Below are 19,698 nucleotides of genomic sequence, written 5' to 3' on the forward strand. Positions count from 1 at the left end.
AAATTTACTATTCCAAGTAATGGGGAGGGTTTTAATTAATCCGCAGGTTTGACCGTAATGCCTGATAAACCGAATTCAACTTTTTTTAAAGAGGAGCTCCATGATGAAATTTAAAACTACAGCCGCACAAGCTCTAACCGTAGCCGCACTTGCAGCCGGACTTGCCGTTACGGGCGCCTCTACAGCGCATGCCGATTACAGCTCAACCTCCAACCGCAACTGGATGGAGCAGGTTAATCAAGTGAATCCGAATTTTAAAAATCTGAGCTTGCGCGATGTGATTCTGCCGGGCACGCATGATTCCGGCACCTCCCCCATCAACCCGAATTCCAAGATCGCTCCGGATCTTATTCCGCTGGTAATGAGGCCGTTTGTGCCTACCTCTTTTGTGGCCAAGCCGTCTCAGGCTCAGGAGATGAACGTTAAGGAGCAGCTGAACGCAGGAGTTCGCTATCTGGACCTTCGCGTAGGCGCCAACATTTATATGGAAGACGGCTACAAAGTAATTCGGGACGAAGAAAATTTGAAAACAATGCACGGAGTGTACGGGGAAGACCTGGACCCGATTCTTCAAGCAACGAAAGATTTTTTGGAGCAGAATCAAAAAGAGGTTGTGGTTCTTGACTTCCAGCATTTCTACTCCATGTCCCATGACGGATATGCCAGACTGCTCGGCAAGCTGGAGACGTATCTTGGGAGTATGATGGTGCCGAAGAGCTGGGGCGGATACGAAGAAAAAACGGTGACTGACGAAAACGGAAATTCCAAAATCGTTAAAAGTTATGATATCAGCAAACTGACGTTAGATACAATGTGGAAAAGCAACCGCAGGGTTATCGTGCTGTTTGGCTCGCACCATTATTGGAAGAGCGATTCGCTGACCGGGGATTTGAGCTTGCAGCATGATTACTGGAACGATGAAATGAAAGACGGCGATATCCCCGCCGATATTATGAATTCCTCTACCATTTGGAGCAGAAAAGAAGCGATGAATTCCAAATGGGTAAACACCGATAAGTCTTCCGATCTTAAAAAAGACATGGATGAAATCTCTGCTAATTCGGAAGCGGAAGACACCCGGTTTCATGTCATGCAAAATCTGCTGACTCCGCAATTTTATCTCGACAAGATGAAATACATGTTCATCCCAACTACAACGCCGGTTGATCCGCTTCCGCCAAGAATTGCGGATGTAGCCGGGGATGCCAATGATATCGCCATGAACGGTCTTCAGGGCCAATGGTACGACGAGAACAAAAAAATCCGTCCGGTCAACATCGTCATGATGGACATGTTCAATTGGACGGATGCCGTAAATGTAATCAAAAAGATAAACATGAGCCATCCTGACGCTTCCGGCACGGAAGAAGGCGTGTATGTTTATCAGCATCCCGATTATGCCGGCGCCTGGAATCGATTCCTGGGCGACGCCGAGAACCTCAGCAAGTTTAATGTCGGCGTGAACAGCATCACCTCGATGAAGATTGTCGGACCGTACAGCGTAGAGCTGTATAGCGGCGCTAACTTCACCGGCACCAAAACGGTTGTCCGCAACAATGTAGCCAACGCGTCGTTGACGCTGCCGGGAGTTAACGACAATGTCGGTTCGCTGCGCGTTGTCCGCGACGGCGAGGAAGAGGGCGTGTTCCTTTATGAGCATGGGAATTACGAGGGCAAACGAGTCCGGTTGACCGGCGACGATGCCGCGATGGCTCTGACTACGCTGGGCAACGATGCCGCCTCTTCGATTCAAATCGTGGGCAACTACAGCGTCACCGCCTATGCGGACGGCAACTTTAGCGGCAGTGCAACGACGCTGACAAGCAGCGCGGCCTCGCTGCCTAGCGGCTGGAACGACCGGATCAGCTCCGTCAAAATCGTCGACCTGGCTCCAGAAGTGACAGCGGACAAGCGTTCCCTGGCAATTGGTTTCGGTGCGGGAGACGGTAAACAGAACGTAAAGCAAAATCTCGCCCTGCCGACAAGCGGCGCGCGCGGCACGGCCATTACTTGGACATCCAGCAACCCTGCTATTATTTCCGCCTCGGGACAGGTAACGCGTCCTCTCAACGGAGATGTACTGGTGACGCTGACAGCTACCCTTGCCAAAGGCTCTATGAGAGATACCAAAACCTTTACGGTGACGGTACTGGACGGAGCGAATGAAAAAGCGGTTGAACTGGATACGGCGGAGCTTAAAGTCGGTTTTAACGGCGGTGACACGGCTTCCAATGTAAACCAAAGCCTTGTTCTTCCAACGGCAGGAGCACGCGGAACGGCAATTAGCTGGACTTCCAGCCGCGCGGATATCCTTGAACCAAACGGGAAATTACATGATAGAACGGGCGGGAATCTACCGATAACGCTGACGGCCACAATTAAAAAAGGCGGCGCTACGAGCACCAAAACGTTTAACGTGACGGTAATCGACAAGTCAACCCGGTTGGATGCCCAGGCGCTGGCAATCAGATATCTGAACGGCGATACGGCGGAAAGCATTAAGAGCAGCCAGATTGTCCTGCCGCGAAACGGAGCCAACGGCACGACGATTTTCTGGAGCTCCAGCGACCCGGCCATTATCTCCGACCAAGGAATCGTGACGCGTCAAACGGACGGCAGCCATACGGTTACGTTAACGGCGAAGCTGGTGAAATACGCTGGAACGGAACAGACAAAGACGTTTACCGTTACTGTCATCGATATTTCTCCTGAGCTGGACTCTTCGAGAATTTATATTGGTTATACCAATCTGGATAACCCGGGAATGCTGTGGAACGATATTACACTGCCAACCAAGGGAGAGTACGGCTCTACGATTACATGGATGTCCAGCAATCCCGCTGTGCTGGATAACACAGGAAAAGTGACGGCTCCGGAAAGAGCGACCGATCCCGTCACGCTGCTTGCCATCGTAACGAAAGGAAACGCTTCGTTCACCAGATCCTATCAAATGAAGGTTGGGGATCTAGCGGCCCCGCTTGACGCTGAGGCGATTAAGATCGGGTATGCAAACGGTGAAGAATACAACACGATTACGCAAAATATTACGCTGCCTACGGCGGGAGAGCGCGGCACAACGATTAGCTGGGCTTCGGACCGTCCGGATGTGCTTGCTGCGGACGGCACTGTAAAACGGCCGCTAGGCGGGGATGTTACGGTTACGCTGGACGCTACTGTTACAGGCACCAGCAGTTATTTGACCAAAAGATTTCTTGTTGTCGTCCGGGGCATTTCAGCTACCATTAGCCTCCAGGCGGAAGACGCTCAGGAAGCCAGCATTGGCAAGCTCGGCACGGCCGGCTCCGGCTGGAAAGGCAGCGGCTTCTGGAACTTCGACAACGGCGAAGGCCATATCCGCTGGACGTTCGATGCTCCGGCCGACGGCAATTATGAGCTGAGCTTTGTTTATGCCAATGGCGGAACGGCCGGACGGTCAATGAGGCTGTGGCTGGATGGAACTGCTATTGACAATGCCTTCGCATTTGCTCCGACCGGTTCGTGGAATACGAATTGGAAGCAAGTGAAAAAAACCATTTCGTTGTCCGCTGGGCAGCATACGTTCACGCTGGAAACGAGATCTCAAAGCGGGCCGAACCTGGACGAGGTAATCATTACCTCGGTTCCGGCGCAATAATTTGAACGGAGAGGCAAAAACGGAATCCCGTTTTGTGCCTTGGCAATAGCTCTCAAAAGTCCTGTCTCTCGTTTACGGCCATGCGCCGCAGCGAGGGACAGGCTTTTTATGTTGTAAAAGTTTCATGCTGGATAGGATATCAGCCTTTTTCCGCAAGGCCAAGCCGTCGGCCCATACCGTCTGCGAGAGCGCTCCATAGATTGATAGAACAGCTTGATAGCTGCAAATCGATTTAAAGGAGTGACGGGGATGTTGGAATGGCATATGCTGCTGGTTGCGCTGCTTGCGGGAGCGGGCGGAATCTGGTGGCTGGCTGAGATAAGCAAAGGCTGGCTTGCAGAATGGGCGATGCCGGAGCATGAGCAGGGCGAGCTGATTGTTAAATTTCAGGAAGGGCTGACTGCGGACGCCAAACACCGGATTCATAAACAATGCGCCTGCCGGGTAACAGAGGAAAAAAGCGGGACAGGCCAGCATATCGTCCGAGCCCAAAAAGGGCGGTGCAGCGCGCGTAAGCTCAAGGAACGGTATGACCAGTATCCCGAGGTAGAGTACGCCGAGCCGAACTATTGGTACCGGAGCTGCCTGGTGCCGCAGGATTCCTACTATAACCTGCAATATGGCCCGAAGCTGATCGGGGCTGAGCAAGCATGGGATGTAACGACCGGCAGCGGAAAGGTTACTATTGCAGTTATCGACACGGGTATTGACGCTGCTCATCCGGACTTGGCAGGAAAGGTGCTTGAGGGCAGGAATTTTTCCGGACCGGCCCAGGATACGGCTGATCCGAACGGACATGGGACACATGTGTCCGGTATCGCCGCAGCGGAAATCAACAACGGGGTCGGCATTGCCGGCATTGCTCCGGGCGTACGGCTGCTGCCCGTGCGGGTTCTTGACGCTGAAGGAAACGGGAAAATGCTAAACATTGCGGACGGGATACGTTACGCGGCTGATCGCGGAGCGCAGGTCATCAATCTGAGCCTGGGAGGTCCGGCGCGGTCTTCGACGCTACGGGCGGCTGTTCGTTACGCAGTAGCCAAAGGGGCGGTCGTCGTTGCTGCGGCCGGGAATACGGGATCTGCTGCCCCGGTTTATCCAGCTGCCTATGATGAGGTCATTGCAGTAGGCTCGATAGGCGAGACGGGGGCTCCATCGCCGTTTTCAGCGTATGGCTCGTGGGTTGATTTGGCAGCGCCGGGGGAGCATATTGTGTCTACGTATCTGTCCGGCAGTTACATGTATTCCAGCGGCACCTCCATGGCAGCGCCCCATGTGGCGGGGACGGCAGCGCTGCTGGCTGGCCTGGGTCTGACCGGAGCCGAAATTCGCAGCAAGCTTTTAACGACGGCAGACCGCTCAGTAGACCATGGTTCCAGCTGGCGGCAAGGGCGGGTCAATGCCGGAAGGGCTGTTTCTGACGCTGCTTCCGAGCGGGGATGACGACGGTTTTTCTTTGACTTTGTCAACGGCTGTCTTTACAATCTGAAGAAAGAGCCGCGCCCCGCGGCAAAAACGCTAGCGACAAGGAGGGGAAACGAATGTCGGCGAAGGACAAGCAGGCAGAAGGAGCAAGCGCGACACGGACCCGAAGATTGATCGTGGATCTCCTTAAGCAAAATGGACCGCTGGACGCAGGAGCGTTGGCGGGCATGCTGGGCGTTTCGGGCATGGCGGTGCGGCAGCATTTGTACGGTTTGCAAAAAGAAGGCCTGATCGACTTCCGCGAGGAGCCGCGCGCGATGGGGCGTCCCGCTAAGTTATGGAGCCTGACCCAGGAGGCGAACCGGCTTTTCCCGGCCGGATACGCGGAGCTGACGATTGGCCTGATCGACTCGGTTCGGGAAGCTTTTGGCGAGGAGGGGCTGGAAAAGCTGCTTTCGATGCGCAACAGCAAACAAATTGCCCACTATTCCCTGCCTGCCGGGCGGAAGAGTCAGACCGGAAGCGACCGCTTGCTGGAGGAGCAGCTTAAACAGCTGGCCGAATATAGGACCGCAGAAGGGTACATGGCCGAGTACGAGCGGCAGCCGGACGGGACTTACCTGTTCACGGAAAAACACTGCCCGATCTGCCATGCAGCGAGCGCATGCGCCAGTCTGTGCCGCTACGAAACCGGCATGATTCAAGGGGTGCTTGGCGAAAACGTGCATGTGGAGCGGACCGAGCATATGCTGAGCGGCGGCCGCCGCTGTGTGTACCGGATTACGCCTTAACTCCAACAGCTTCCTGTTTGCCCTTAAGGCAAGCGGGAAGCTTTTTTTGGTTCGCGGAGTTTGCGTCAAAGTCTGTAGAAGGTGATTAAAAAGGGTATTTATTGGTAGAAATTACCTGTAAAAAGCTCCTTTAGAAGCAATGAATATCGGTAAATGAAGAAGAATCTTTCGAAAATTCACGATAAAGAAGGGAAATGAGTTTATGAAGAGTAATTAATAGTTGCTTGCCTGGGTTATTTAGAGAATGACGGGAGGGGATTATCACTCCGCTGCTATAGCCGGGGAGAAGGGGAATATGGCCGGTTGCGGCTCTACAACTTTGACAGGCAAAGGAGAACGATGATGCAAGGATCTGCTGAATGGCCGTTCTGGGTCGGGATTGTGCATGATAGTGTAATCGCTGTACTGGCCTTGATGGCAATTGTGCTTGTGCCCGTACTGATTCATCGTGTTTCAGCCTATTTATCCGCTAGAGGAAAAGAGTATCAGCGGACTTTGCTGCGCCGCATTGCCGAGGAGGCAGCTGCTTTGGCAGAGGCGGCCTATCCGGGAGGCGGAGGGCCGCAGAAGCTGGCTCTGGCAATGAGATATGCCGAAGAACAGGTGAAAAAATCAGGTATTCAGACGAGCTCCGACGTAATTCGGGCCTCGATTGAAAAAGCGGTCATGGATTACAATGCGATGGTAAAGCCGTGGGCTGGCATACCGGCTCCCGCTGTGCTTCGGAATCCGTATGGAGAAGGCGTCAGCCAATGAAACAGCGATAATTTGAGGTTCTTTTACTTAAAGGAACCATATGGGTGTAGTTTCCTTTACAAGAAACATTGAATGCGCTTACAATAAGAGGGGGAACCTGACCAGGAACATCGGCGAGCAAGCGAACGCCAATCTCTTCGAGGGGAAAATGGCGCAGGGATTGCAAATGCTTCTCACTTAATTTATAATAATTATCAAGTAGAATTTATTATAGAAGGGAGCATGATTGCTTTGGCTATTTCGTCATCGCGCCGCTACGCTGCCCCGTCTTCCGTTCCTGCTGCTGCCCGTTTCCGCTCTCCATCTGATTCACGGGGGCTGCAGAATGTTATTTCCAAGCTGGAAAGCCAAGGAATCCGTTTGAACCCCCAGCGTCATGCGCTGTTGGAATATGTGTATACCGCCGACTCTAACCCTACGGTGGAGGAGCTTGTTGACCGTTTTCATTCCTTAGGACGGGGACGCTCCCTTGGGGCGACGGCAATTTATAGCCAGCTTCGGGTATTTGAACGCCTTGGTCTGATCTGTGAATGGAACGACGGCAGCTCCGCTGTTCGTTACGCTCCGGCAGGCCAGGGCTCCAAAGCCGCCGTTTGACCCGCTGCAAAGCCAGATCCGGTTCCCGCTCGTCTTTAGAGCAGGAACCGGATCTTTTTTACGGCCCATTTTTATATCTGATCAATCAATTGACAATGAGAATCATTTTCATTAGTATGGAGAAACAGGCAGAAGCGATTACCATTACGGATAGGACGGTGGAGGCGATGAGCGACGTGGAGTGGGAAACAATAGAACAAATAGAAACGCCGGTTCCTCAGACATTGGACGATATTTGGTTCAAGCTGCGGGACGCCGCGCCGTTTGCGGCTGCGGTTGAGGATAGCCAGGTCCGGCCGGAATGGGAACGCGACTGCCGCCTTATTGCCGTTATTGGCGGTCAAGGCAAGCTGATGGCAGGCGATGTCATTATTCCGCTGAAAAGCGGTATGGTATATATGAGCCCTCCGGGCGAAAAATTGCGGATTTGCGCGGACCCCGCTTACCGCTTGGAAACGTATTTGTTCCGGTTCCAGGCTTTGGCGCTGGAAGGCCCGTCGGGTACAGCTGTGCAGCTGCCGCGCAAAACAGTTGAGTTCCCGCTGCTTGGCGTGCCGACGGCTTATCCGCTAACGGCGCTGACCGCGCTGTGCAAAACCATTTGCGGCTGCAGAAACAGCCTTGATTCGCTGGAACGGTTCCGGGGGCAAGCCGTATTCGACGATTTGCTGCACCGGTTGTTCAAAGAAGCGATCAGCGGCACGGACCAGGAGCTGGATGCCGCCCTGGAAACGGTGAGAGCCTATATTGAGCACCACTACGAGAAAGATATGACCGTCAAAAAATTAGCCGAAATGTCCCGGATCAGTCCGCGTCATCTGATGAGGCTGTTCAAGGAAAATTACGGCATGACCATTGGCGAATATACGAAGGAGCTGAAAAGGGCAGGGAAGCGGCCGACCGTTTCTTTAGCCCGCAGCTCCCTTGCTGAGCGGTATCGCATGCCCGATGCCGCCGCTCACCGATTCGGCTAACTGGCTGCTGCGCCAGTTGACCTTTTTGCCTGCTCTCCGACAATGCTTGGGCCTCCACAGCGGAAAGAGCGGATCGTACCGGAATTTGGTTATAAACTGCGGAAAGAGTGAACCGTCCCGGATTTGTGTATTAATTGCGGAAAGAGTAAACCGTACCGGATTAGGGTATTAATAACGGTATACATTTTTCGGCGGGCACAAGCGGGAGGAGGCTGCAGCGATGTCGGATAACCTTAAACCGGTGCCGGAAGGCTCGGGATACGTGATTCGCCAGAACGGCGAGCTTATTGGCAAAATCACCTATGTTCCTGCAAACGAAGGCAAGGTATGGATCGTCAACCATACGTACGTGTCACCCCAGCATCGTGGGCAAAACTTTGCAGCGAGTCTAGTGGAGGCGATTGTTGACGAAGCCCGCCAAAAGGGCGTCAAAATTGATCCTGCATGCTCCTATGTTGCAGCGCAATTCAAGAGAAGAAAGGATTACGCGGCCATTCAGGCTTGAGCTTTGAGCTGATTGCCATGGAATCCGAGAGGCTGACCGCTGTTAACGGTCGGCCTTTTGTGTTGATTAATGGCTTATAGGCTGGCCCCATCCAGGAAATGCATACATATGCTGCGCGAACGGCTGCAACCATTCAGATTGCCTGCTCGTCTATCTAGTTGATTCTACCAGTATCCGCAAGCAAGCCCAGCTATGGTATAATAGACGGGATATTGTCCCGGCAGCAGGGGAGGAAGGTTTCGGACTCCAAATGCTGCAGCATGGGAAGCAGAGAGGAAGGGACCGACATGGAAAATCAAACTTCCCCGCAAGTTGAAGCAGGGACATTAAAGCCTGGCATTGAGAATCTGTTTACCATTATTACTACAGAGCTCGATAGCCGGATTCAAAACGGCCTTTCCGGTGAGGAAGGCGACGCCCTGAAGGGCTTGCTGGCTGAAGCGCGCGAAGCGCTGGCGAAGGAAGATTATGCGGCGGCAGAAGCTCATCTGGCAGCAATGAAAGAACGTCAGCCAGAGCTGGGAGCTATTCAAGCCGCTGTATTGTATACGTTAATTGGCCAGCAGAAGTGGGAAGCCTTTGCTCAGCAAGAAGAGCTGCTGCTGCAAACGGCGTCCAGCGTCGAGGAAAAGTCGGACATGCAGGCGATGCTTGCCAACCTGCTTGGCGAGCACGGCCACTTTGACCAGGTCGTAGACCGGCTGGAGAAGCTGTCTGCCGCTCATCCGGAGCGCGGTTCTGATTTTGCTCCGCTGCTTTCCGCTGTGTACATTCGTGTTGGCCGCAGCGAAGATGCGTGGAACGTCGTGAATGCGGCCCTTCCGTCCGAAGGCGAGGAGAAGCCGGTTCATCTGCCGCTTATTGTGGCGTACATTAACCGCGTTATTGATCTCAAAAAATGGGACCGCTGGTCCAAAATCCAGCTGCGCGTCCGCCGCTTCCTGAAGTCGCTCGAAGCCGAGGACGATGTAGTCCGTGCACGCGTAGTGCTGCTGCTTGAATGCCAGTCTTACATGCAGGCGGGACGCTTCCGCGAGGCGGAGCTGTTCGCTGATCTCGTATACGGCATGGACAGCAAGAGCGAGGAAATCCGCGAGCTGCGCAAACAAATGCAGGAAATGAATGCGCTCACCAAAGAGCTGGAGAAGCTGCAAAAGGATACCGCTGTACATCCTGCCATAGTCGTTCGCAATATGGAATGGTATTACGGCGAGTTCAATGAGGAAGCCGCTTCCAACCTGCGCGCCCAGCTGCCGGCTGAAGTGCTCAAGCGGGTGGATTCCGATCCGGAGAAGCTGATGAACGGCATTTTGCAGCTGCGCTTCCGCTATCCGGCCTTCTACCGCCGCTACCAGGAAGAATGGCAAGAGGTGTACAAGGAAAAACAAGCCGAGCTTGCTGGCAAATAATCGGCAGCCGGATCTTATCCGATGCGGTCTGTTCCAAGCAGAACTGCTGTATCGGACCGGTGCATGATTGAATATGAAAAGCCTCCAAATTCACTTTTGAACTGCATTCCATGTTAGATGGTGTCTAACAAGGGATGCGCTTCATTTACGAGTGGATGTGGAGGCTTTTTTAATTTATTTATCTGCTGTAAGTTTTAACGCAACTGAGAAAGCTTATATGGCCTAAATTCCGAGCTTTTTAAACGTAACGCAACTGAGGCGTCTTATTTAGCACTATTGGAGCTGAAGAGCCCTCATTATCCCTAAATAACGCGGTTCAGTTGCGTTAAAATCTAGAACATGCCATTCCTGGCCCGATAGCGCGGCTCAGTTGCGTTAGAGATTGATGAGCCTGTATTTACCGGAGAAATACTGCGCTAAGGTTTGCTGCGCTCTCCTGCCGGAGAGCGGCCGCCAGTAAGCAGCAGCAGGAAAAAGGAAAAGAGGACAATTGCGGCCGTCCACGCCCAGGCCATAACGGTCTGGCCGCTGTCGACCGCGACGTAAATGGCTGTCGGTACCGTCTGTGTCACGCCTGGAATGTTGCCGGCTATCATTAGCGTGGCTCCGAATTCGCCCAGACTGCGGGCGAAGCCGAGCACAAGCGCCGCAAGCAGCGAACGGAACGCAAGCGGCAGCGCCACGTAGGCGAGCAGCTGCCGCTCGGAGGCTCCGGCAGAGCGGGTGGCCTGCTCCAATTCGGGATCGATGCCGGCAAAGCCGGTTTTCATCGTTTGATATACGAGCGGGAAAGACACGACAACAGCGGCGACGACTGCGGCCCACCAGGAAAAGACGAGCGGCGCCGAGAACAGATCTTCAATCAGCCTGCCCGCCCAGCTGCGCCGGCCAAATACAACAAGCAGCACAAAACCGACAACTGTCGGCGGCAGCACTAGCGGCAGCAGGAAAGCCGTCTCAAGCAGCAGCTTTCCCCGGAATCGGGCCCTTGACATCCAACGAGCCGCAGCTGTACCTAGCAGCAGAGAAATGAACGCCGCGAGCAGGGCGACTCGCAGCGAAAGCAGCACAGGCGGCCAGAAGGCTGTCCAATCCATTGCCGGACCAATCATGGAGCGGCAGTAAAGCCATATTCGGTAAAGACGGCAATCGCTTTGTCCGAGCGAAGATAGTCCCAAAAGGCGGCAGCTTCCTCAGGATGGTCCGTGCTGCTCAGCACTCCCGCAGGGTAGACGATTGGAGAGTAAGCGGCTGGATCGACGTCCAGAAGAATTTTGGCCTTGTCCGATCCGAGCACATCGGTCTTGTATACAAAGCCGGCATCCGCATTGCCGGTCTCAATCATCTGCAGCACTGACTTGACGTCCTTAGCCTGGACAAGCTTGCTGCTCAGCGTGTCCCATAAGCCGGATGCTTCCAGCGCCTGGCGGGCGTATTGACCGGCCGGGACGCTTTCCGGAATGCCGATGGCGATGCGGCTGAAGTTGCTCTCTTTCAGTGCATCTAGAGTTTTGGGCGCTTGGGTGCTTTCCTTGGGAGCCGCTAGCACAAGCGTGTTGATGAGCAGCTGGTCGTTCTGTTCGGGTTTAACGAGCCCCTGCTTGATAAGCGCAGACATATTTTTGTCTGATGCCGAGAAAAACAGGTCTGCAGGCGCGCCTTGCTCAATCTGTTTTTGCAGCGCGCCGGAGGCTCCAAAGTTATATTGAATTTCAATGTTCGGGTGAGAGATTTCGAATTGCTCCTCTATCTTTCCGAGCGCCTCGGTTAGGCTTGCTGCCGCCGAAACGGTGAGTTTGACGGCCTCGCCAGGAGGTGAGGAGGCCGAAGGAGCTCCAGCGCCAGCGTTTTCATTGGACGTCGCAGTTCCATTAGATTGCGTGTTTGATGCTCCCCCGTTGTCGTTAGCTTCGGTCTCGGAATTGACGGCGCCGCAGCCGGCAGCCAAGAGCAGCAGTCCCAAGGCCAGGATGGCGAATAAATAGGCCAAGTTTTTCTCTTTGTAAGTAGGGTACCTTTTCATCTCTACAACTCCTGTTAAATGATGTTTAGTTATATTTAGATATAATTAGTATGATTATAGTGGGGTGTCGGAGAGTTGTAAATCCAGTTGAACCGGATATAATGGTACACTGAAACAAGCTTGAAGCTATTATTCCAGTACATTCAGGACGGAGAGATTCCACATGCCGGATGAATCCTACACGACGGAAGACATCGCCCGTCTGCTCAAAATATCCAAGTTAACGGTGTACGACCTGATTAAAAAAGGTGAGCTGCCCGCGTATCGGGTTGGCAAACAAATGCGCGTGGACGCCTCCGATCTGGAGGCTTACAAAAGCAAAGCAAAAAAGCTTGCTTTCGCTGCATCGGGAGCGGCAACGGCAGTTCCTTTAAATTCATCCTTGAATCAGGACGGCTCGGAAGCTCTTAAAAGTCGCGATGAGGACGTCGGGCAGCCGCAATCGTCCGCACCGGCTGTAGAACTGCCTATGAGCAGCGAGCTGCTTCCGAACGGCCGAACCGGACGGGAGCGGCTGCCGAAAGAGCGGGAAACTGCCGCCCGGACAGTGGTCATAACGGGACAGGACCACGGGCTAGACCTGTTGGCGTCTTATTTGACGAGGGCGGGGTATCGTCCGCTGCGCTCTCATAAGGGAAGTTTGGACAGTTTGGTTGATATGTACCGCGGGCTGTCGGACTTGGTAAGCACGCATTTATGGGATGGAGATACTGGAGAGTATAATCTCCCGTATATCCGCAGGCTCCTGGTCGGCTCGCCGCTGCGCGTCGTCAACCTGCTGCAGCGGAACGCAGGGCTGTACGTGGCCAAGGGAAATCCGCATCGGATAACAGGATGGGACGATTTGGGCCGACCGGGCCTGCGTCTTGTTAATCGCGAGCGCGGAGCGGGAGCGCGCGTGCTGCTGGAGGAGCAGATGAGGCTGCGGGGCCTATCTTCCCGGAAGCTCCAAGGTTACGAGCACTGTGTGAACAGCCATTTGGAAGTTGCTGCGGCAATTGCATCCGACGAGGCTGATTACGGAGTCGGAATGGAAAAAACCGCCGCGCTTGTCCCAGACATAGAATTCATCCCGCTCATCGTGGAGCGGTATGACTTAGTCATACTTCGTACTACTGAAAACGAACAGCTGCTGTCGGAGCTGGAGCGGATTCTGGCTCTGCCGGCCTTTCGCCGGGAGCTTGGAGCCATTACGGGCTGCGATGTATCGCAAACGGGCTCCGTCTGGCTGGAGATTTAAGCAGCGGCGCAGCATGAAACTCTTATGAAATGAAGGCATGGATGCCGATTGACGCTTCAAAAGTGCTCGGCATCTGCAGAGTGCAATTGCAGGTAACAAAAACAGAAAACAGAAGCAAAAGCAGATAAAAATAACAGACGGCAAAAGCGGAGTGCTGAGCGATGAGCTGGTTTGAGAGCAGAGGAAGATAAGGAAGGGGCGCAGGTTTTTGATTGCGCGGCCCTTCTTTTTCTTTTGTGCTGGGTTCAGGCGGATGGGATGTGAGTAAAGTGCGTTGAATCATGCTTTTGAAGCAGTGCTGGAACCTGACCTCTGGTGCAATCTCCCTTCAATGCGCCGCTGCCCTTTGCGGTAAAGCGCTAATATCAGGTTGACAGAGATAGAGCGGGTTCCGTATAGTGACTTTATAAATAAAATACTTTATAAAGTATGCAGCTGTTGGAAACGCCGCAGAAGCAGCTGAAAGGGGCATTAGAAAACATGCTTTACCCTCGCATGTTTCGGATTTTATGGGCGGGACAGAGTATTTCCAATCTTGGCGATACGCTCTATCTGTTGTCCATCGTAACAATCGTTTATCAGCTGACAGGCTCGGCGTTATTCTCCTCTCTCGTACCAATTGCCCGTGTCGCAGGTCAACTCGTCTGCGGAGTTGTTGCGCCAATCGTGATGGACCGGGTTCGGCTGACGCTGCTCATCAAGCTGTCTCAGCTTCTGCAGGTAGTTGGATTTATCCTGCTTCTTCTGTTAAGCAGAGGAATGGCGGAAACGGACATTCCACTGGTGCTGGGACTGATTGCGGTGCTGTCATTCACAGACGGCATAACCACTCCGGTGCGCAATGCGCTTGTGCCGCGATATACAGGCAAAAAAGAGCTATTGCGTGCAAACGGCCTTATGTCTACGACCGATCAAGTTGTCATGATGGCAGGCTGGTCGGCCGGGGGCGTAGTTGTCGCTTGGCTCGGCGCTTCTGCCGTTATGACGGGAACACTCGTCATCTATGCTGCCGCGCTTCTGCTTACGCTGCCGCTGCGAGAGCCGGCTCCGCAGCATGAGCCGTCCGTTGAAGCAACGCCAAATCAACCTTTGGCCGAACCGCAGCAGCCCGGCATGGGAGCGGAATTGCTCTCTGCCGAAGTTGCTGCGACCGCCAATGTGCTTAATGAGCCCCAACAGAATAGCGGAGCCTGGCAGTCGGTCAAGGAAGGCTGGCAGAACATTTGGCGCAACCCTGTGCTGCGGGTGCTGATTGTAATCGATGCAATCGAAGGAACGGTCGGCGCCGCCTGGATCGGGGCTATGATGCTGGTGTACGCGACGGAGCAGCTGCAATCCGGTGCGGAATGGTATGGCTTTATAAACGGCGGTTACTTTGCCGGCTGTATTGCTGGCGGTCTGCTGGTCGTTGCCTTCACGCGCCGCCTGTCGGGCCACCCTGCTCTCTCTATTGCTGCGGGCGCTGGCATTATGGGAGTATTTACCGTGATTTTTGCCTGGACGACGTCGCCGGCGCTCGCCCTGGCGCTGGTGGTGCTGATGGGACCGCCGCAGGAGCTGCGAAATGTCATGCGCCGCACCGTATTCCAGCAGGCTTGTCCGCCGGAACAGCTGCCTAAGGTAATGAGCGCAGAAAATACGCTCGTATATTCCCTTTTTGGCTTATCCGTCGTTCTGCTGTCGTGGATGGCAGACCGCTGGGGAATTGAGGTCGTGTATACGATGACTGGGCTCTTTTATCTGCTGACAGCGCTGCTTGCCTCGTTGTACCGGAGGCAGATTCAGGCAGGAGCGGACGGGAAACCGGCTGATAGGCTGGATGAACAGGCAGTCAGCTGATTTTGACGCCGAATCCGGCAAGCTGGCTGCGGGCCTGCTCGGCGATCGAGAGATAGCGCCGCTCCTGCTCGACGATTTCCTCCCATTGTTTGAGCAGACGCCGTCCGCCGTCCACCATAGCGGAGAGCGAGCGCTCCATCAACGCTGATTCCCCTTTGCGGGCGGCTGCCGAAAAGTCCTTCAACGCATCCTTAAGAGCGGCCTCTGGAATTCGGGCTGACGATTTGCGGACGCGCTGCGCGTCGTTCAAGCTGTCCATACCAGAGAGTGTTTTGCGGATGGCCGTGATTTTGGCGGTCCGCTCGCTTTTCAGCTTTTTGAGCTGCTCCTGCTGAAGCCGCAGGGACTGCCGGGCAAGCTGGACGGCGGCTTGCATCGTATCCGCCTGCATTCGCAGCGCCTTTGCAGCTTCTTTGCTGGAGCCGGCAGCGGCACGAATACGCTTGTTCAGCGCCGTATATCCGGCATACATTGGCTCATAGACCGACTTGGCCTTTGCTACGCGGCTTTCCTGAGCGCGAATAGCTTCGCTGTCAATTGAAGCGGACGCCTGGCGGACGGCGGTGCTAAGCTTCAGCGCATCCGCATGCAGATTTTGCGACTGGCTGCGTGAATCGGATAATCGCTGGAGCAGAGCCGAGTATTCCTGGCGCTTCCTGTTCAGACGGTCGGCTGTGGCGGAGTCTGCTTTGGCGACAGCTTTCTCAAAGCCCGTTTGGGCAGAAGGGCTGATTTCCAGGGAGGCGGCCTCGCTGATAGAAGGCGAAAATAGCAGAGCAAAGCAGCCTGCAAGGACGACGGAAACAATTAATAATGAATAGTGATTAATCGGGAAAGAAATGAACCGGTTCATCATATACCTCCTCAAATTGCTTCCAGAACGCAGAAAAGCACCGCAGCAAACAGGCTTATTAAGCCGTTGCTGCGGTGCTTCCGCATTAAGAAAGGGTACATATGTTCGTGAGTCAACTATATCTGACTGCCCTAGAAGCTGTCAAGACTCTTTAACGCATAAATGCACAAAACGCACAAAATTGCCTTTGGTAAGCCGGGCAGTCTCCTGAATTCGATACCCGGCTTCACGAATAATCGGCTCAATCGGCTCTGTCGTAACAATAACGGCGCGAGCGGCCAAGCGGCGAAGAGCTTGCAGCATATCCAGCTGTTCCTCCGGAGGCGAAACGGAGCAGAGATTGTACGGCATGTCCAAAATGGCCGCGTCGAATCTTCCCTCCAAACTTCTCATATCTGCAATAGAGACAAGATTGGCGGAATAGCCGAAATGCTCCAGATTGGCACGCGCTCCCGTTGCGGCGAGCGGATTGAGATCGCCGCCGCGAATGTCGACTCCCATGGAGAGCGCTTCTAGCAATACAGTGCCGATTCCGCAGCAGGGATCAAGGAGCCGTTGTCCCTCCGGTTCGGGAACGGCGATGTTGACGGCGGCGCGAGCCGCCCGTGTCGGCAGAGCGGTGGAATATTGGCGTGGTTTTTCCTGATGACGAAGCCAGACCGGCTCCGCTTCATGCAAAATCCCGGTCAGCCAGCGGCCCGCGAATCGGGTAAGGCCAAAAACGATATCGGGCCGCTTTAAATCAGGCTCGCCTTCAACCGCAAGGCCAAGCCGCCGTTCCAGCGCGAGTCTTTTGTCGTTGTCCGGCTCATCAACAACACCTGTTTTTACGTAGCGAGACCGAAAGGTGAGACTGCCCGAGGATAGCGAGGCTGCGGCAACATCCATCAGCTCATCGTCGCTCCCGCAGTCCAGCCGGATATCCAGCCGCTGCTTGATGAAAGGGCTTCGGCTCGGCTCAATCTGCCGCGCATGGCGGAAAGCCCGCGCCTCTTCGTCCAGCTGCAAGCCTGGAAATAGACAGCTAAGCTCAAGTGAGCATAACTCCGCCTCGGATTCATGGCGGGCGTATGTGTATAAATAGCCTTGGCCGTTTCGTTCAGAGCGGTCTGAGGCGGTAAGTCCATCAGTTAAAGTCATTGCGGTAAGGTTTCCTTTTAGTCATAGAGTGGGTCGTACTGCATGCGCAGCCGATGCTTCATTGTACCTTGCCGGAGCGGCGCAAGCCAGCTTCGGCAGAGGTGAAGCGCTGCTGAAAACGTACTGGGGAAGGGGGCGGCGGCGACAATCACCGCAATTGCAAATAATCTGCGTGCCGCAAGCGGCGGACGCAGGTTATCGAAGATCCTAAATTATAATGGCGAGTAAAAGTTCTGCGTGTAATAGTTGTTGTGAACGCCGACTCCAAGACGGGTAAAGCGCTCATGCAGCATCGCTTTCCGGTGACCGGAGGAATTCAGCCAGCCGTTATGGGCCTCGATAGCGGTACGATAGCCGTAGGCGATATTTTCGCCCGCTGCGCTATAACGAATGCCTTCGGCTTGCATGCGGTCAAACGGATCTATGTTGTCAGGATTTGTATGATCGAAGAAATCGCGTTTGTCCATATCTGCACTGTGCTTGCGGGCCGAAACAGCCGCTGTATCGTCCCAAGCCAGAGCTGGCAGGCCTTTTTTGGCGCGCAGCGCGTTTGTCAGGTCAAACACCTGACGTTCGGAGGCTCTGGCCAGCTGTTCCGCGCTTGGCGCTGAGGCGGACGGGCTGTTCGTCTGGACAAACAGAGCATCCAGCTTGCCGCCGTCAAGCGCGTCCAGGAACAGGGTTGTTTTGATACCGCCCGATGTAAACGAAAACCGCTCATCCGACGCCGGAATTTGCTGGCCCGTCTGCTCCTTGAGCGAGGCTGCGCTCATGCCGGGGAGGAGCGATTTCCACAAGCCGCCGCCTTCGCCGAACGCCTCGGGCGATCCCGAATATAGAGCAACCACTTTACCGCCGCCAACTCCCGCTTGCATGTAACGGGAATAATCTTTGTTATAAATGTACCAGATAAAGCCGTCCTGCGTCGGGTCTTTGCGGTCCGGGGCTCCGAGCGTCTGCAGCAGCGACGCCTCGCTGTCTCCGAGCTGCACGCCGCGCAGCTCCGGCCCTGCGCCAGCCGAATCCGGCGTCGGAGCCGGCGTGGCGGAAGGCGCCGGAGTAACCGTCGGCGCAGGCGTTGCCGAAGGCGTGCCCCCGGTTGCGGGGTACGCCTTCAGCATGCGGCGGAGGAGGGCTGCCGCCTCCGCCCGGGTAAGCGTGCTGCCGCTCTCATAGCCGGCAGCAGTCGACGCCGTGCGCCCGCTCGCGATCCCTTCCGCGAGCAGCCAGGCCACGGCGTCCTTTTCGCCGCCGGAGCGCCCGGCGACGGAGGCAAGCAGCTGCGCCGCCTCGCCCCGCGTATAGCGGGCGGACGGCTGCGCAGCATGGAACGCCGCCCAGCTCTGCGCGGCGGCGGCGGTGTAATACGGCGCGTGCCAAGCCGCGCCGGGGGCTGCGCCTGCGGCGGGCGCGACGCCGTAGGCGCGCGCCGCAAAGGCGAGGAATTCCGGCTCGCTCAGCGCGCCGGAAGGGCGGAAGCGGCCGTTGCCGTCGCCTTGGGCGATGCCTGCGGAAGCGGCCCAGGCAATGTCGCTTGCCGCCCAGTGCTTGGCGGGCACGTCGGCAAAACGCGCAGCGGCCGCCTCGGCATGCGGCGTTACGCCGCCTCCAAGCAGCGAGGCGCCGAGCAGCAGAGCTGCTGCCAGCCGGATAGGCGTAGCGAATCTTTTTGGCAAGGAATCTATCGTTAGTTTTGTCATAAGGTTGAGTTCCTTTCGGGATCATGGTTCTATTAATTGGACGCATATTAGGCGATTCCGGTTGTGCTGCCGCACCAAAAATGGTTCGGAAGTCATGAGAAAAGGGCTCGGCTGATTAAGCCAAACCCTGCGCTTCACGGAACAGATTTCGATTTTCAACGCGACAGGGAACTATAATAGACCTAGCATTTAAATCAGGAGAGTGATTGCTCTTGCAGACCATTCCGATCCAGGCTCGAAAATACGGGGGCATTCCGCACTACGAGTGGGAAACAACGCTCATCGAGGCAACCGGAGAATATGTGCTCGTGAAAGGAGAGAGGCTGAGAAAGCTCGTCCATCACAGCAAGGGCAAGACGTTCATCGTCGATAACCCGACCCTGGAATTTTTGCCGTTGAACCAATGGTTTACGGCCAGCGTGCAGCTCCACCCGAACGGTGCGTTAAGCTACTACTGCAATATTTGCATGCCTCCAGCGGATAAAAACGGCTTCATTGAATTTATCGACCTTGATATCGACATCATTAAACAGCCCGGCGGAGACTGGGAGGTCGTCGACGAAGACGAGTTCCGCGAGCATGCCATAAAATTTGGCTACCCTGCCGAGCTAATCGCCCGAACGGAATCCGAGCGGGATTTGCTGCTCCGTCTGATTAAAGAGCGGAATTTTCCGTTCGACGGCTGGCTGGAGGCGAAGGTGCAGGAGTTTCTTTCCGTTTAAAATGACAAGCCCGGACCCAGAGAGCACAAGCGACTGCTATACAAACAGCCGAGCTTCAACCAATACCGCGATTAAAAGGGCCGGAGCTAG

At 54.9% G+C, this 19,698-nt stretch carries 16 protein-coding genes; 11 read left to right on the forward strand and 5 right to left on the reverse strand.

The genetic code is table 11. The features are described from left to right. The first annotated feature begins 100 nt into the window (after window positions 1-100). The 8 genes from M3223_RS18825 to M3223_RS18860 all read left to right on the forward strand — a co-directional run bounded on the left by M3223_RS18825 (window position 101) and on the right by M3223_RS18860 (window position 10,091). Complete coding sequence (locus M3223_RS18825; protein ID WP_251564415.1) at window positions 101-3,634, forward strand: immunoglobulin-like domain-containing protein; 3,534 nt, start codon at window positions 101-103, stop codon at window positions 3,632-3,634. A 249-nt stretch (window positions 3,635-3,883) separates the two neighbouring features. Further along, window positions 3,884-5,077 carry a S8 family peptidase gene (locus M3223_RS18830; protein WP_251564417.1) on the forward strand — a complete coding sequence of 398 codons (1,194 nt, stop codon included), beginning with the start codon at window positions 3,884-3,886 and terminating at the stop codon, window positions 5,075-5,077. A 98-nt stretch (window positions 5,078-5,175) separates the two neighbouring features. After that, window positions 5,176-5,850, forward strand: coding sequence for a helix-turn-helix transcriptional regulator (locus M3223_RS18835; RefSeq protein ID WP_251564419.1), 675 nt, complete (start codon window positions 5,176-5,178; stop codon window positions 5,848-5,850). A gap of 342 nt (window positions 5,851-6,192) precedes the next feature. After that, window positions 6,193-6,606, forward strand: coding sequence for a phage holin (locus M3223_RS18840; protein WP_251564421.1), 414 nt, complete (start codon window positions 6,193-6,195; stop codon window positions 6,604-6,606). A 231-nt stretch (window positions 6,607-6,837) separates the two neighbouring features. Continuing rightward, the gene (locus M3223_RS18845; RefSeq protein WP_251564423.1) at window positions 6,838-7,203 is read left to right on the forward strand and encodes a transcriptional repressor; all 366 of its coding nucleotides are present in this window, start codon (window positions 6,838-6,840) and stop codon (window positions 7,201-7,203) included. Window positions 7,204-7,319: 116 nt separating this feature from the next. Then, window positions 7,320-8,177, forward strand: coding sequence for a helix-turn-helix domain-containing protein (locus M3223_RS18850; protein WP_251564425.1), 858 nt, complete (start codon window positions 7,320-7,322; stop codon window positions 8,175-8,177). A 220-nt stretch (window positions 8,178-8,397) separates the two neighbouring features. Beyond that, on the forward strand, window positions 8,398-8,682 hold the full coding sequence (locus M3223_RS18855; RefSeq protein WP_251564427.1) for a GNAT family N-acetyltransferase: 285 nt from the start codon (window positions 8,398-8,400) through the stop codon (window positions 8,680-8,682). 287 nt (window positions 8,683-8,969) lie between these two features. Beyond that, window positions 8,970-10,091, forward strand: a complete 1,122-nt coding sequence (locus M3223_RS18860; protein WP_251564429.1) for a hypothetical protein — start codon at window positions 8,970-8,972, stop codon at window positions 10,089-10,091. A 416-nt stretch (window positions 10,092-10,507) separates the two neighbouring features. Here the strand turns inward: M3223_RS18860 and modB are convergent, their stop codons facing one another. Together modB and modA are read right to left on the reverse strand one after the other, a co-directional pair. Beyond that, the gene (modB, locus tag M3223_RS18865; RefSeq protein ID WP_251564431.1) at window positions 10,508-11,188 is read right to left on the reverse strand and encodes a molybdate ABC transporter permease subunit; all 681 of its coding nucleotides are present in this window, start codon (window positions 11,186-11,188) and stop codon (window positions 10,508-10,510) included. Window positions 11,189-11,199: 11 nt separating this feature from the next. Further along, window positions 11,200-12,114: a molybdate ABC transporter substrate-binding protein gene (gene modA, locus M3223_RS18870; RefSeq protein WP_251564433.1), complete on the reverse strand. Its 915-nt coding sequence runs from the start codon at window positions 12,112-12,114 to the stop codon at window positions 11,200-11,202. A gap of 163 nt (window positions 12,115-12,277) precedes the next feature. On the opposite strand from modA, the gene M3223_RS18875 reads away from it, so the two are divergent. Both M3223_RS18875 and M3223_RS18880 read left to right on the forward strand, forming a co-directional pair. After that, the gene (locus tag M3223_RS18875) at window positions 12,278-13,354 is read left to right on the forward strand and encodes a substrate-binding domain-containing protein (RefSeq protein WP_251564435.1); all 1,077 of its coding nucleotides are present in this window, start codon (window positions 12,278-12,280) and stop codon (window positions 13,352-13,354) included. Window positions 13,355-13,834: 480 nt separating this feature from the next. After that, a complete protein-coding gene (locus M3223_RS18880) occupies window positions 13,835-15,193 on the forward strand; it encodes an MFS transporter (RefSeq protein ID WP_251564438.1) in 1,359 nt (452 codons plus the stop codon). On the opposite strand, the gene M3223_RS18885 is transcribed toward M3223_RS18880, so the two are convergent. The 3 genes from M3223_RS18885 to M3223_RS18895 all read right to left on the reverse strand — a co-directional run bounded on the left by M3223_RS18885 (window position 15,186) and on the right by M3223_RS18895 (window position 18,886). Beyond that, window positions 15,186-16,046 (reverse strand): hypothetical protein, encoded by an 861-nt coding sequence (locus M3223_RS18885; RefSeq protein WP_251564440.1) that lies wholly within the window; start codon window positions 16,044-16,046, stop codon window positions 15,186-15,188. The genes M3223_RS18880 and M3223_RS18885 overlap by 8 nt on opposite strands. Window positions 16,047-16,187: 141 nt before the next feature. After that, window positions 16,188-17,186, reverse strand: a complete 999-nt coding sequence (locus M3223_RS18890; protein WP_251564442.1) for a TRM11 family SAM-dependent methyltransferase — start codon at window positions 17,184-17,186, stop codon at window positions 16,188-16,190. A gap of 212 nt (window positions 17,187-17,398) precedes the next feature. After that, window positions 17,399-18,886, reverse strand: coding sequence for a CAP domain-containing protein (locus tag M3223_RS18895; protein ID WP_251564444.1), 1,488 nt, complete (start codon window positions 18,884-18,886; stop codon window positions 17,399-17,401). A 212-nt stretch (window positions 18,887-19,098) separates the two neighbouring features. Between M3223_RS18895 and M3223_RS18900 the strand changes: the two genes are divergently transcribed. Further along, window positions 19,099-19,608, forward strand: a complete 510-nt coding sequence (locus tag M3223_RS18900) for a DUF402 domain-containing protein (RefSeq protein ID WP_251564447.1) — start codon at window positions 19,099-19,101, stop codon at window positions 19,606-19,608. Window positions 19,609-19,698: the final 90 nt, after the last annotated feature.

This window comes from Paenibacillus pasadenensis, assembly GCF_023715725.1.
GTDB lineage: Bacteria > Bacillota > Bacilli > Paenibacillales > Paenibacillaceae > Paenibacillus_O > Paenibacillus_O pasadenensis_A.

What these genes read in the sequence shown, in the direction of transcription:
- modB (WP_251564431.1), bottom strand. Translation starts at nt 11,188, where the DNA reads ATGGATTGGACAGCCTTCTGGCCGCCTGTGCTGCTTTCGCTGCGAGTC.
- M3223_RS18840 (WP_251564421.1), top strand. Translation starts at nt 6,193, where the DNA reads ATGCAAGGATCTGCTGAATGGCCGTTCTGGGTCGGGATTGTGCATGAT.
- M3223_RS18855 (WP_251564427.1), top strand. Translation starts at nt 8,398, where the DNA reads ATGTCGGATAACCTTAAACCGGTGCCGGAAGGCTCGGGATACGTGATT.
- M3223_RS18830 (WP_251564417.1), top strand. Translation starts at nt 3,884, where the DNA reads ATGTTGGAATGGCATATGCTGCTGGTTGCGCTGCTTGCGGGAGCGGGC.
- M3223_RS18885 (WP_251564440.1), bottom strand. Translation starts at nt 16,046, where the DNA reads ATGAACCGGTTCATTTCTTTCCCGATTAATCACTATTCATTATTAATT.
- M3223_RS18825 (WP_251564415.1), top strand. Translation starts at nt 101, where the DNA reads ATGATGAAATTTAAAACTACAGCCGCACAAGCTCTAACCGTAGCCGCA.
- M3223_RS18880 (WP_251564438.1), top strand. Translation starts at nt 13,835, where the DNA reads ATGCTTTACCCTCGCATGTTTCGGATTTTATGGGCGGGACAGAGTATT.
- M3223_RS18890 (WP_251564442.1), bottom strand. Translation starts at nt 17,186, where the DNA reads ATGACTTTAACTGATGGACTTACCGCCTCAGACCGCTCTGAACGAAAC.
- M3223_RS18860 (WP_251564429.1), top strand. Translation starts at nt 8,970, where the DNA reads ATGGAAAATCAAACTTCCCCGCAAGTTGAAGCAGGGACATTAAAGCCT.
- modA (WP_251564433.1), bottom strand. Translation starts at nt 12,114, where the DNA reads ATGAAAAGGTACCCTACTTACAAAGAGAAAAACTTGGCCTATTTATTC.
- M3223_RS18895 (WP_251564444.1), bottom strand. Translation starts at nt 18,886, where the DNA reads ATGACAAAACTAACGATAGATTCCTTGCCAAAAAGATTCGCTACGCCT.
- M3223_RS18835 (WP_251564419.1), top strand. Translation starts at nt 5,176, where the DNA reads ATGTCGGCGAAGGACAAGCAGGCAGAAGGAGCAAGCGCGACACGGACC.
- M3223_RS18850 (WP_251564425.1), top strand. Translation starts at nt 7,320, where the DNA reads ATGGAGAAACAGGCAGAAGCGATTACCATTACGGATAGGACGGTGGAG.
- M3223_RS18875 (WP_251564435.1), top strand. Translation starts at nt 12,278, where the DNA reads ATGCCGGATGAATCCTACACGACGGAAGACATCGCCCGTCTGCTCAAA.